This is a genomic window from Natronosalvus amylolyticus (genome assembly GCF_024298845.1).
In the GTDB taxonomy this organism is placed as follows: domain Archaea; phylum Halobacteriota; class Halobacteria; order Halobacteriales; family Natrialbaceae; genus Natronosalvus; species Natronosalvus amylolyticus.
The window spans coordinates 547,553-559,718 of sequence record NZ_CP101156.1; the positions used below are offsets into that span (position 1 = coordinate 547,553).

10 protein-coding genes are annotated in these 12,166 nt (G+C 59.0%); 4 read left to right on the top strand and 6 right to left on the bottom strand.

Annotated elements, in window-relative coordinates; genetic code table 11:
• Positions 1–170: 170 nt before the first annotated feature.
• Complete coding sequence (locus NLK60_RS02635) at positions 171–1,958, bottom strand: DUF6541 family protein (protein WP_254809349.1); 1,788 nt, start codon at positions 1,956–1,958, stop codon at positions 171–173.
• A 732-nt stretch (positions 1,959–2,690) separates the two neighbouring features.
• On the opposite strand from NLK60_RS02635, the gene NLK60_RS02640 reads away from it, so the two are divergent.
• Positions 2,691–4,055: a hypothetical protein gene (locus NLK60_RS02640; protein WP_254809350.1), complete on the top strand. Its 1,365-nt coding sequence runs from the start codon at positions 2,691–2,693 to the stop codon at positions 4,053–4,055.
• Between the two features lie 51 nt (positions 4,056–4,106).
• Here NLK60_RS02640 and NLK60_RS02645 read toward each other — a convergent pair whose 3' ends face one another.
• Both NLK60_RS02645 and NLK60_RS02650 read right to left on the bottom strand, forming a co-directional pair.
• Positions 4,107–4,520, bottom strand: a complete 414-nt coding sequence (locus NLK60_RS02645) for a DoxX family protein (RefSeq protein WP_254809351.1) — start codon at positions 4,518–4,520, stop codon at positions 4,107–4,109.
• Between the two features lie 240 nt (positions 4,521–4,760).
• Positions 4,761–6,365, bottom strand: a complete 1,605-nt coding sequence (locus NLK60_RS02650) for an alkaline phosphatase family protein (RefSeq protein WP_254809352.1) — start codon at positions 6,363–6,365, stop codon at positions 4,761–4,763.
• A gap of 478 nt (positions 6,366–6,843) precedes the next feature.
• On the opposite strand from NLK60_RS02650, the gene NLK60_RS02655 reads away from it, so the two are divergent.
• Positions 6,844–7,782, top strand: a complete 939-nt coding sequence (locus tag NLK60_RS02655) for a polysaccharide deacetylase family protein (protein WP_254809353.1) — start codon at positions 6,844–6,846, stop codon at positions 7,780–7,782.
• 195 nt (positions 7,783–7,977) lie between these two features.
• Here the strand turns inward: NLK60_RS02655 and NLK60_RS02660 are convergent, their stop codons facing one another.
• Both NLK60_RS02660 and NLK60_RS02665 read right to left on the bottom strand, forming a co-directional pair.
• Positions 7,978–8,961 (bottom strand): glycosyltransferase, encoded by a 984-nt coding sequence (locus NLK60_RS02660; RefSeq protein ID WP_254809354.1) that lies wholly within the window; start codon positions 8,959–8,961, stop codon positions 7,978–7,980.
• A gap of 117 nt (positions 8,962–9,078) precedes the next feature.
• On the bottom strand, positions 9,079–9,231 hold the full coding sequence (locus NLK60_RS02665) for a hypothetical protein (RefSeq protein WP_254809355.1): 153 nt from the start codon (positions 9,229–9,231) through the stop codon (positions 9,079–9,081).
• A 242-nt stretch (positions 9,232–9,473) separates the two neighbouring features.
• On the opposite strand from NLK60_RS02665, the gene NLK60_RS02670 reads away from it, so the two are divergent.
• Both NLK60_RS02670 and NLK60_RS02675 read left to right on the top strand, forming a co-directional pair.
• Positions 9,474–9,683, top strand: coding sequence for a zinc-ribbon domain-containing protein (locus NLK60_RS02670; protein ID WP_254809356.1), 210 nt, complete (start codon positions 9,474–9,476; stop codon positions 9,681–9,683).
• A 38-nt stretch (positions 9,684–9,721) separates the two neighbouring features.
• Entirely contained in the window at positions 9,722–10,462 is a 741-nt protein-coding gene (locus NLK60_RS02675) for an Lrp/AsnC family transcriptional regulator (RefSeq protein ID WP_254809357.1), read from the top strand.
• Positions 10,463–10,559: 97 nt separating this feature from the next.
• Here the strand turns inward: NLK60_RS02675 and NLK60_RS02680 are convergent, their stop codons facing one another.
• Positions 10,560–12,065, bottom strand: a complete 1,506-nt coding sequence (locus NLK60_RS02680; protein WP_254809358.1) for an alkaline phosphatase family protein — start codon at positions 12,063–12,065, stop codon at positions 10,560–10,562.
• Between the last annotated feature and the right edge of the window lie 101 nt (positions 12,066–12,166).

Below are 12,166 nucleotides of genomic sequence, written 5' to 3' on the forward strand. Positions count from 1 at the left end.
CCGCCTGTAAATAGTTGTAGAGAGGTCGGGGTCGCTTTTCCTCATACAAGCGTGTAGCTGAGTACTCCGTCGAACTCCCATTTTGCTTGGCAAAGGAGGAGCAAAGAGGATGTCGATCGCTATACGATGACGAGGACGGCCCGACGTATTCTCCCTGGATATGGTGTCGTCTACTCTCCTTCAACTTCGTACATCCTGAATTCGTTGTTCGAGACGAGTCGATTGACACCGGGGTCCTGTTCGATGGACTCGAGGGCTTCACGGGAGTGATGAAGTTCCTGATACACCTCGAGTTCACGCGTCTCGTCGTAGGCGCTCACGGTGAAGTAGTAGTCTGTCCCGTGATAGGCACCACTGTAATTGCCGGCTTCGAACTCCTCGACTAGGACCTGTCCACCTGCACCACCGTCATAGTTGATCTCGGTCCCTGCCTCAGTTCCGTGGTAGGCGTCTCCATACCGGCTGATTCCGTAGCCGAACCCGGCGAAGAGTCGTTCGTCTGCTCGGGTCTCGAGAGCCGTGTCGTAGCCGAACTGCTGTTGTTCGGTGACGTGCTGGGTCGGCTGATAGATCGTCGGTGACGCAAACAGCGTCATGAGTGTGAGGACGAGACACGCCGAGACGAAGATGGCGGCGAGTGCGTTCGAACCCGGGGTCGTCAGGAAGCCGGAAAGCCAGCCGAACAGGTGTGCCAGCGCGATGCCGCCGAGTATCGTCAGGAGGACGTAAATGAAGCCCACCTGTCTGAACGCCATCGTCGGCGTCCCGAAGAAATACACGATGAACATGGCGAAAAGCGGCACGGTTGCCAGTGCCAGGTACGTAATGTACGCCCGAGCATCGCTATCGAGTTGCGTTCGTCCGAGCCAGTTTGAAAGGACGAACAGGGCGGCTATGGTACCGATAATCGCTGCCACGAGAAACATAAGGACGAACAGCTCGACGAGGCTGCCACCGATTTCAGTTAGCGACCCACCCCGTTGTCCGACCTCGGAACCGGTACCGATATCCTGCACGAAAAGGCCATATACCAGCCCGGAAAACGCCCTTCGGAAACGCTCGTTCGCGGCAGCCCACAGGACGAAGAGCACGCCCAGAAGCGCAGCGGGCGTGTGCATTCGTGGATGCGTCGAGATTGGATGGTTCGCGGAACGAAGGCTCGCGAGCATCTGGACGCCGGCGAGTGCTGCGAACACGACGACGACGTTGACCATCTGCTGTGGGTGTACCAGCAGAATCCCCGCTCCCACGAAGATGAGCAGAAACGTAAACGGCGAGATGCCAAAGGGCAACCGCTCGAGGCCACCTCGCCGACCCAGATACGCAACTAGCGCGAACAGCGCCACTGGAACGAGGAACAGCGCGTTCGAGTTCGTATGCGGTCCCATGTGGGTCGCGACGTTGTTAACCGGTAGAACCATCCAGGAGACGATAGCCGCGAATCCGGCCGCACCGGCGGTTCCGGTAATCGCTCGAGCAATGAGCGGAACGAAGACGACGAACGGAACGAACAGAAGAATAACGGACATAATCACCGCTCGCTCCATCGAAATTCCACCCGCTATGTGGACGGTAGTAGCGATCGAGTGCAGCCCCGGATAGAACAGTTCGTGGGGTGTCATCGTACCCTGCGTGAAATCCCGAACCCAGCCGAGGTGCGTGAGGGCGTCGCCCATCCCCTGGAAGTGATAGTTACGAATCACTGGGATGCTCACGACGGTCGTTACCGTCAGCCCCCCGAGTGCCATTGCCCCGACCTGATATGGCCCTCGCGTCCCGATCGTCAGCCCAATCGCGATTGCCAGGGCGAGACCGACGCCCAGCCAGGTGAGCGTCGGTGTGGCAGTATAAATCGACGGCTCGTACCCCGACGGCGGCGACCGCCGAGCGACGCCAATCGCGAGCGCCAGAGCGAGGAAACCCACCGCGAGGACGGTATTGAGTATCGTCCGGTTCATAGCTGTAGCGAACGGCGAAAGTCACTCGGTCGTCGACGTTGCTTCCCGCTCGAGGCTTTTCGAATCACTGGCGAACCTGCATACTCCATTGGAGTTGGCGTTGCAACGGACGGGGTTTGTTATACCCGTCCTACCTCCGAGGAAGGTTGGTCGTATAGACTGGGCCTGCCCGTGAAACCCGGGAGAGGGTCCGTGGTTTCCGTCTGTCTGATTGTGGTGTCCAGCAGTCCGTCTATCCGCACGATCGAACTCAAATTTAATACAGGCCATCTACTACCAATCTACTAACTATAGATATGACCTCACGAGACCCAAAAGAGATGCTTCTCGTAATAGCCAAAATCAGTTTAGCGTTAGTGGGCGCAATCGTAATCACCGCTCTTGCAACGATCGTTCTTCCGTTTAGCGGTTTCAGTCCGCAAACTCCCGGGAGAGTCGTTCAGATTTCGGTGTTTTATACAGTTTGGGCACTTTTGCTATTCAAACTCCTCTTCGGAGCGTATATTCCTCGAGAAATATTCAGTACCAGTGCATCGTAGTCTTCGTTTTGCCGGGCTTGCGTGCTTCTATGGTAGCAATTGAAACGATGTACACACCTATGGCGACGCAAGCTTGCGATAGGGTGTGCAATGACTTTCAATAGCTACTATAGGCCACCCCTTCCAGATGTCGTGACGGTTCAACCATTGTCAGTATTTATGGCAACCCCTGTGGTGGCGGGCACAACGAACGATGGCACGGATACATATCGACAGGTCAACAGTCGACGGTTCGACCCTCCGAACGACAGTTCGTCCCTCGAGGGAGGTGACCCAGTTTTTCAGCGGGTCGCCACTCGAGGTCACGTACGAAGGTACCTCGCTCGAGGCAGTCCCGGAGTCGATTCGCTGTCTGCCGGCACTCTCTCAAATTGCACCCGTTGCGTGGGCCACCGGGGCCGACATCTACGTCGAATCGGTCGACGCGACGTTCGTCCGAGGACTCGAGGACGTCAAAGCGAACATGCTCGAGATGTACCCGTTTCTCGAGGGGGGAAACCTCTACGCACAGGAGGTAGTCGACAGGGGGCAAGTGAACGAGACGGATGGAGACCAGTCTGTAGTGACCAACGACTCGTCCAATGAACCAGCGCGACCCAGTGCCGGTCTGTTGTTTACCGGGGGTGTCGACTCAACGTGCTCGTACGTTCGACACCGTGACGAAGCGCCGACGTTGATCAGCGTTCGAGGGTGGACGATTACTCCAGACTCCGCAGACGACCACCAGTGGGAACACCTCCGCACGCGAACGAGTGGGTTTGCCGCCGAACGCGACCTCGAGACGGCGTTCATAGCGGCCAACATGCTCTCGTTTCTCGACCATCCCATGCTGTTAGCGCATTTCAAACGCTACGTCGATGGCGGGTGGTACAGTTCGGTCGGTCACGGACTCGGATTGCTCGGACTGTGTGCCCCGCTTGCGTTCAGCCGTAGTCTCGAGGACATCTACATGGCGGCCACTCACTGGGAGGGAATCGACCTCGAATGGGGATCTCGTCCCGACATCGACGACCACGTTCGGTGGGCTGGGACCCGTTGTCATCACGACGGCTACGAACTGACTCGCCAGGAACGACTGGACGTAATCGCCGAGTACGTCGAAACCGAGTGCCCCGAGCTGGCACTCCAAACGTGTAACGTGCGCATGGACGGGAACTGTGGCGACTGCGAGAAGTGTTATCGAACAGCCGTGGGCCTTCGCCTCTCCGGCCTCGAGCCGAGCGAGCACGGCTATCCGTTCGACGAGTCGTCGTATGCCGCCATGCGCGATGGCCTCGAGACGGGCCGCTGGATACTCGGGGAAGACGAACGGTATATGTGGGAAGACATCCGCAACCGAGCCAGCGAAACCGAGCCAAACTCGCCGGCCGAACGCGAATTCTTCCGATGGCTCGAGGGGGCCGACCTCACGGAAATCGTGGACAACTCGGGCTCCCCAATCCATCATCGACTGCTTCGCGCGGGCGCAAGAACTGCCCCACACTCCGTCTACACGACGTTGTATCCGGCGTGGAACGTCGCCAAAACGGGGTATCGTCGTCTCACCTCGAGTCGATGAAGTGAGACGAATGAGTGTGATCTCTCTCCGAACCGGCTGAACAAAAACGGGTTAGAGGCCGATATTCAACGCGTACGGCCAACTCGCGTTACTCACTGCGAGAAACGCGAGGGCGGCACCCGCACCGTAAACGTTCTTGAGGAAACTGGTCATCTCGTTCTGGGCGTCTTCGCCCTCGGCGTTCCAGAAGTCGTGCATCTTCACGGCGGAGACGAGCAAGAACAGAGCGAGGGCTCCGGCTCCGATCGCTGGCAGAACGCCTGCAATCACGGAGAATCCACCGAAAATTAGCAATCCACCGCTTGCGAGGACCGAGAGTTTCGGTGCGGGGAGACCCTTGAATTCCGCGTAGCCTGCCATCGACTCGAGGTTCAGAAAGTGATTTAGCCCCATAAACGCGAGAATCCCGCCGAACAGCACTCGAGCGAGCAAGAACGCGACGTCAGCCCCGGCAGCTTCGAACATTAGTTTGTTACCTCGAGGGTGGTGGGATGATTCGATTTCGTGGCGTTTATCGGACGAATTTCCGCTGTTGTAATCTCTGGTTTCATTACGTTACCAGGTACGTATTCGAACCATTATATCGGTTTGCGAACATCGGTGTCACCGGGTAACGACGATGTCACCGGCAGGAATTCACTCGAGATTGGTGTCCACAGTGAATTTCGCCGCCGGGATTACGTACAATGGATATCGATGCCAGGATTATTCCATGTATCCGAGCCCTTTCAGCCGATCTTCGACGCCGGAGAAATCCTCGTCGACAGTTCGTTCGTCTCTCTTCTCGGCCATCTCCGTGCGTCTGACTTTACTCCCGCTTGGCTCGGCTTCGGGATGGTACGCGTCGAACAGCACACGGCCATCCGCGTTCGATGGAACGGGTTTCCCGATGCCGTGAAGCAGTGTCGGGGCCACGTCGACGACTCGAGCGCCGCGAATGGTACCGCCAGGTTCGATAGACGGGCCGCGACAGAGCATGATTCCCTCGGCACGGTGGCTCGCAGCGGTCGGACTTGGATCGCCAAAGACCGTCTCCGTGATAGCATTTCGTGCCTCGTATTTGTCCGTCCCGTTGATCACGAGGTCCGGTGCGTTTGGGTCGGTCTGGAACAGTTCTGCACCGTCGTACACGACGAACACCCGCTCTCCGTCTTCATCGGTTATCGACTCGAAAAGCTCTCGCAACTCTGTTCTCAGTGCAGGACGTCGGTCCGCAGCGACCACGCCGTCTTCGAATCTGTCGGTGTCATTTATGTAGAGCGTTCCCGTATCGTGAACGAATGCCATGGTGCGCTCGTAATCGACGTCGTAGAGGGCGTGTTGGCCGGGTATCTGTTCAGCTACGGAGTCGACGAGACGCCGAGGAAGCGCCGATAGAAGAAACTTCTCCGAGATGCCGATTCGGTTCAGGGCCCCCGTAACCCGGTCGCGGGAGATGCCGAGGCTGGCAAGTGCCCCACGAGTGCCGTCGTCCTCTTCCTGAAAGAGATATCCCTCTCGCTCGAGGATGTGGTTTGGATATGCCAGGCGTTCGATAGGCCCGAAGCCGTGGTCGGAGACGACGTAGAGGTCCGCGCCCTGTTCGTCGGTGTACTCGATGACCTCGCCGAGGATGTCATCGAGGTCTTTGTAGTGCTCGAGGATGCGGTCTTCGTCCCAGACGAGATGCTGGAACCGGTCGGGGGCGGTGTAAACGAAAAAGACGAGCTCGGGTTCGTTCGCTCGCTCGAGCAAGAGCCGCATGAGGTCCCGTCGATTTGATAAAATATCCGACACCGCGTCTTCGAAGTCATCCAGCCGATTCGCGTAGTCCGGATAGTTGAGGCTGATCTTGTAGTCCGGAATTCGATCTTTGATCGTGTCGGCGAGCTCCGGCGGATGGGTAAACTCGTGATCGACCGACGGCGTAATCATGCCGGTGACGAGTTCGCCATCGACCTCGTTCGCCGGATACGTCATCGGTACGTTGCCGACGGCCACCGAATCGAGTTGCTCCCAGAGAGGGGGCTGCGTGCAGTCCTGGCTCGTGTACATCCGCTGTGAGTACGACGACGAGAGCTTCTGAAAACCGTAAATACCGTGTTTGTCTGGCCAGACACCGGTGGAAATGGCAGGCCAGGCTAGCGGTGTCGTCGCGGGGCGCGTACTATCGAGGGGGCCGGAAGCCCCTTCGTTTCGCATTCGGGCGAAATTTGGCAGCGCTCCGTCTTCGGTCCAGCGATCGATCAACTCCCAGGGTATGCCGTCCAGCCCGAGGACAAACGCACTCTCGGCAGCGGACGACGGTTTCGTCGGTGTAGATCCGCTCATGATAACACTCGAGGCGTGAAACGCCTGCTATCGTGGTGATAGCCCACGGCAGTCTTTGTTATCCAGTCACTGCAGCGTGGAAACGACCACGAACGATTCACTCTCTCGGATTCGACGATATCTGAGAGAGAGTGTTATTACCGGTTACCGGTCATCGAGCACCCCGGTTCGTCCCTGGCTGGTGAAATTACAACAGACTGTATGAGATTGGCCGAATCGACGATTTTCGATAGTTCGTTCGGACCGATGGCGGCCGGTTTGCAGGGCCCGTTTGTTCGGAGTCACTGCTCTCTGCGGTCACCGTGACACGCCTGTCGTGGTTCCGAACGATGCACTCTGGCTTCCTCGAGCGTGTCGGCGCAGCCGTCTGATCTGTCCTGGTGTTCGATGGGGCATCGAGATAGTAGGCACCAATCAGGCGCTCATTAACAAACCTCACTAACGATATGTGGTCCGTGTATGGACACGCGATTCGTCGGTGAGCACGGTGGGTAGTGTCGTGCTCTCGATCGACGCCGAACTTGGCTGGGGCTTTCACGACCTCGAGTCTCCGCCGACTGACCGCGTCGAGAGCGCCCGCCGTGGCTGGACCACGCTCTTGGACCTACTCGATCGACATTCGGTGCCGGCGACGTGGGCCGTCGTCGGTCACCTCATGCTTACCGATTGCGACGGCGAGCACGCCGAACACCCTGCCCCACCGGGGTGGTTCGAACGCGAGCGGACGACATGGGCCGACCGGCACGACCTTCGATTTGGCCCCGAATTGATCGAAGCCGTGCTCGAGTCGCGGGTCGACCACGAACTGGCTAGCCACTCGTTTTCGCACGTGCTCTTCGGTGATCCACGGACCACGCGAACGCTCGCTGACGCCGAACTCGAGCGGGCGGTCGAACTGGCAGACGACTGGGGACTCGAACTGACGTCGTTCGTTTACCCGCGAAACGACGTTGGCCACCGGGAGGCGCTCGCAGAACACGGCTTTCGGACCTATCGCGGCCGCAATCCACACCCCGAAGGGGTGTACCGAATCCTCGAGGCTGCGGTCGTCGACCGCTCGTTGCTGGTGCGACCGAGTATCGACGAATATGGGCTGGTCGACATCCCTGCGTCGCTGTTTCTGTTCGGCTTCGAAGGCCGTTACCGCCGTCTCTTCGAGTCGATCTGGGGCGACCCGATGGTGCGAACGGCCTGCCGCGGGATCGACCAGGCCGTCGATGGGGACGACGACCAGGTGTGTCATCTCTGGTTACACCCGAACAATCTGACCGGCTCCCGGGACGACGAACGGATGGAGGCTATTCTCGCGTACCTCGAGCAGCGACGACGGGAAACCGACCTTCGCGTCGAGACGATGGCCGAAGTTGCCGAACGGTGTGCCGGGAAGCGACCCTCATTGACGTCACCCGTCTCGTGACTCGAGCGACTCGGCCACCGTCATAGCCCGATGACTGACCATCTGCCTTTAATCGTATTATCGCACCAAGATAGTAGGATTTTGGTAGTTATAATGGAGGAGCGGAAACGATGCGGTAACCCTTCGAAAAATGAATTGTCCCAGAGGCTGATAGCACGGTGTCCCGTTCGGATTCCGAGGCGGCCAGCGAGCGTCCTACGCTCGAGGTGGATTTTCCCTGTGTTGTGACGGGTGATCGTCCGCGTCATCGTCGTTCCCGTCACGGACGACTGCCTCGTACACCTCCAACAGCGAATCGGTGGTCGCCTCGAGGCTTACCTCCCGGACCGCGTCTCGGCCGTTCGATCGAACCCCACGCTCGAGTGTCTCCGTGAGACCGTCGATCAGTTCCTCGTCGCTCGTCGCCACCGTCGATGGCTCGACTCCCTCGAGGCGTTCACGAACGTCGCCCACGTCGGCTGCGACGACCGGCAGGTTACAGGCCATCGCTTCTTTGACCGAGTTGGGTGAGCCCTCGCTGTGTGAGGTCAACAGCAGGGAATCAGCTGCGTTCATGTACGTGACCATCGCTTCGTGGTCGACGCCCGAGACGGTTCGTAGTTGGACCGGTTTCTCGAGGCGTTCCCTGACGACGTTCACAATACGACGGGCACGCGGGTAGTTCTTCACCGACCGATCAGGCGCGTAGGGAAACAGGACGTTCGCCACGTTTTTTGACCAGCCTACCGCCTCGAGTGCTGCCTCCCGTGGTTGGGGTTCGAACATTCCGATGTCGACACCATCGGGAATCACTCGACACGGCCTGTCGATGGCATCGGCCATCGCCTGTGACATGACGATCACCTCGTCACAGCGTGGTGCACACAGACGACTGATTGGCTTGACAGGGCCGTGCACGTCGGATCCCCACAGCGAGAGCACCACCGGGAGCTGTCGTTGGGCGAGTGCCATCGGTGCGGTGAGTCCGTAGTGGGCGTGAATCAGATCGTATTCGGCTAGGGGCTCCGCTCTGACGGTTCGGAAGAATCGAAGATAGGGCACCGGGCCTCGAGACTGGGGCGTCGTTGGGTCGCCGCCGACAGCTCGAACCGTCACTGACACACCCCGTTCCTCGAGCGCCTCGAGTTGTTGTTGTAAAAACGGGGCCTCGGGAGCGTTGGTGAGGGTGAGAACGTCCATTCGTCTCTCCGTCCACCTGGGTTGGCGATGGGCTTTGTTACGGATGCCTTTCTGAGAACCCTCTGGTGGATTCCCCAACCTGCACGGATGCGTGAAACCGATTTCGGGAACCCGTGTTCACGCATCGGTCGACGTTTGTGAGGGGGCGAGGAGCGCCCTTTCGGTCCCGGTTCGTCGATTTTGATTACGACGTGCCGTTAGCATCGCTCGCGGCGTCTGCGCTTCCTCGAGCGTCGATACAAACGCGACTCGAGATGGTGCAGTAGCCATTGAAAATCATCGCACACCTTTTCGTAAGACTGCGTCGTGATACGGTGTAAATCGTTTCAATGGCTACTATCGGCAAACGAGTACCGATCACTGGTCTGGCGGTGTCGTCAGCGAGCGGACGCCGAATGGAAACTTGATGAAGAAAGCGGGTCTATAATCGGTTTCAACGGCACCTTGTAGAAGTGTACCGAACGTTGACGGCGAAATACTTATTCCGGAAAGTCCTGAACGGGGAACTACCAATGTCGCTTTCTGAATTCGTTACTACTCTCTTTTCTGGGTCGAAAGGCGACGAGTCGCCGAGTGACACGTCGAGTCAACCGGGGGAGGGAACGAGCCAGAACGGGGCTGTCATCTACGAGTGTCGCCAGTGTGGCACTACCGTCACTCCCGAGGCGAAGACCTGTCCCAACTGTGGGGACGACGATATCGTCGACTACCCCATCGAGTAAAACGAAAAGAACCTGTTACTGGTCTCGAAACGCATCGTATGGACATTCGTCTCGACGAGGTCAACAAGCGCATCATCCACGCGCTGATGCACGACGCCAGGTCGACGTCGGCACCCATGATCGCCGATGAAGTCGGTGTCTCTCCGGCAACGATCCGAAACCGTATCGGACAACTCGAGGATGCGGGCGTGATCGAGGGCTACCACGCGAACGTCGACTTCGAACGTGGAGACGGGCGACTCCGAAATCTGTATCTCTGTAACGCCCCGGTCGAAGACCGCGAACGGCTTGCACACAAAGTCCGACTGGTACCCGGCGTGATCAACGTCCGCGAACTGATGACTGGCCGCCGAAATCTCCACGTACTCGCGGTCGGCACCGATACTGGCGACCTGCGTCGAATCGCCCGGGAAATAGCCGCACTCGGCATCGACATCGAAGACGAGGACCTGCTCCAGGCCGAACACTACCAGGCGTACCAGCCTTTCGGTCCGGACGAGGAGAAGCCCCAGCCCCTCTCAGATTATATTAGCCTGACCGGCGGTGCCGAAATCGTCGAGGTAACGGTTCCAAAGGGCGCACCGATCGAAGGGCTCACGCTCGAAGAGGCCGGCCGAAACGGTCTGCTCGCCAATGACGTCCTCGTCGTCGCCATCGAACGTGACGATGCGGTTTTGACGCCTCGAGGCGGGACGGCCATCAGATCCGACGATCTCGTGACGTTGCTCTCCCGTGAGGGCGAAGCGGATCTCGAGGCGTTTCATAGGGAGACTGTTTAGCGGTTTGTGACGGACCGGGACGGTCGCTGACCAGGACGACTACCCCTCTCAGGCGACGTCCGACCGGTTCTGTACGCCACGCACTGATACCTGCCAATCACAATCGAAAGTCCTCGTCCCCGGTGATCGAGGGCTCCCGAAGGGAACCGAGACCTTCGCCGACGTGCCGATAGCATCCTCGAATCGCCCGATCCCGAAACAGCGCTGCTGGAACGAGACCAGTCATCCGCTCTGGAACGGGTCGACCAAGCGAGGCCATCACCATCGGAGCGATATCCGCTCCAGTGAGTCGACGTGTCGTGGTTCCACAAACCGCGGGGCCGGTAAGGAAACAGTGGCCGGGACTCGAGCGAACGAAACCGCGAAAGCGGCTCACAGGTGTCCGGTTGGGCGCCCCCGAAATCGTACAGTTCGTCCCTGCAGTCGATACGACCACATCGGGGACATCTCTCGGGGGACGGCCCGGATACAGGTGGTCGCGTCGACAGACGAACTCGAACGCCGGATTTCCGTCCGGATCGAGACAGTCTGCCAGCACGTCGATGACGGCTTCCTGTGTCTCCCGATATATGGAGTTGGTGACCGTTCCGTTGGGTTCTCGCCCCGCTACGTTCAGTCTGATTCCACCGCCCGTGGGACTCGGACAGAACGCCCGCGAGTGCTCCCAATCGTAGACGGTCCACGTTGCTGTCCCATCGTGTGCCCTGTAGGGGCCGTCTTCCCCATTCGAAACGGTACCCGAGGGTGCGATGTCGCGGAACGGAGCAGTGAGTCGCCTCAGTGCTTTCGTAAACCCTGTTTGTTTCGCGGCGTCAGTTCGCTCGAGCAGTCCGGCACCAGTGAGGAGTTCGTTGAGGTGGACCACGTAGCCGTCGATGTGCCGGACCCCGGCCGGTGAACAGCCTATGACTGTCGTGGTGTCGGGAACCGACTCGATTATCGCCTCGACCAGCCCGTCCGCGATCTGCAGTGCTCGTCGACGAACCGTTTCCGGGTTGGATCCATCTCCGTTCGTGACTCGGGCGAGTAACCCTGGCGTGAGAATCGGTACGTGGATGATGGCTAGCTCCCAGGGCTCGTTTTCCAGGCAGTCTCGACAGACGCGTCGTCGGCGCTCGAGCAGTACCTCGAGGTCGCGACTCGAGTGTACGTCCGCAGTCGTCCACGGACGGCTGGCTGGTGTGGTTGTCGTCGGACGTGTGTTTCGCCCGGGTATCAGTGTCGTATTTTGCATCTGCTGATGAGAGAGTGAGCTTTCGAACGACTGCTCCTCGTTCAACACTGGAAGCCCGCACACGACCGCCCGTGCACCCTGGCTCGCCAGATACTCCCATACGTATGGACGGTTTCGGTCAGCTGGCCTGACCGGCCGTTCGGACCCTGGATAGCCATCTCGCGTGTGACTGTCGAAAATCCCGTGCTCGTGTGGTTCGGTGCCGGTTGCGACGGTCGTCCAGGCGCTAATGATCGACTGTGGAACCGGTGGATCGAGCGCAGCGATCGTCCCCGTTCGCCGCAGTCGACTGATCGTGGGCAGTACGTCCGAATATCGCTCGAGGCACTCGTGATCGAGGCCATCGAACGCAAACATAAGCGTCTGCATTGTCAGGCCCTCCGTGCTATTCGCGACGTGGCCACCGGTGTCGAGCAGAATCGACTGGCTGTGTCACCGGCCCATGATCGCATCGAGTACGGAGACGCTGC

What these genes read in the sequence shown, in the direction of transcription:
- NLK60_RS02680 (WP_254809358.1), bottom strand. Translation starts at nt 12,065, where the DNA reads ATGCAGACGCTTATGTTTGCGTTCGATGGCCTCGATCACGAGTGCCTC.
- NLK60_RS02640 (WP_254809350.1), top strand. Translation starts at nt 2,691, where the DNA reads ATGGCACGGATACATATCGACAGGTCAACAGTCGACGGTTCGACCCTC.
- NLK60_RS02645 (WP_254809351.1), bottom strand. Translation starts at nt 4,520, where the DNA reads ATGTTCGAAGCTGCCGGGGCTGACGTCGCGTTCTTGCTCGCTCGAGTG.
- NLK60_RS02660 (WP_254809354.1), bottom strand. Translation starts at nt 8,961, where the DNA reads ATGGACGTTCTCACCCTCACCAACGCTCCCGAGGCCCCGTTTTTACAA.
- NLK60_RS02675 (WP_254809357.1), top strand. Translation starts at nt 9,722, where the DNA reads ATGGACATTCGTCTCGACGAGGTCAACAAGCGCATCATCCACGCGCTG.
- NLK60_RS02650 (WP_254809352.1), bottom strand. Translation starts at nt 6,365, where the DNA reads ATGAGCGGATCTACACCGACGAAACCGTCGTCCGCTGCCGAGAGTGCG.
- NLK60_RS02670 (WP_254809356.1), top strand. Translation starts at nt 9,474, where the DNA reads ATGTCGCTTTCTGAATTCGTTACTACTCTCTTTTCTGGGTCGAAAGGC.
- NLK60_RS02665 (WP_254809355.1), bottom strand. Translation starts at nt 9,231, where the DNA reads ATGGCTACTGCACCATCTCGAGTCGCGTTTGTATCGACGCTCGAGGAA.
- NLK60_RS02635 (WP_254809349.1), bottom strand. Translation starts at nt 1,958, where the DNA reads ATGAACCGGACGATACTCAATACCGTCCTCGCGGTGGGTTTCCTCGCT.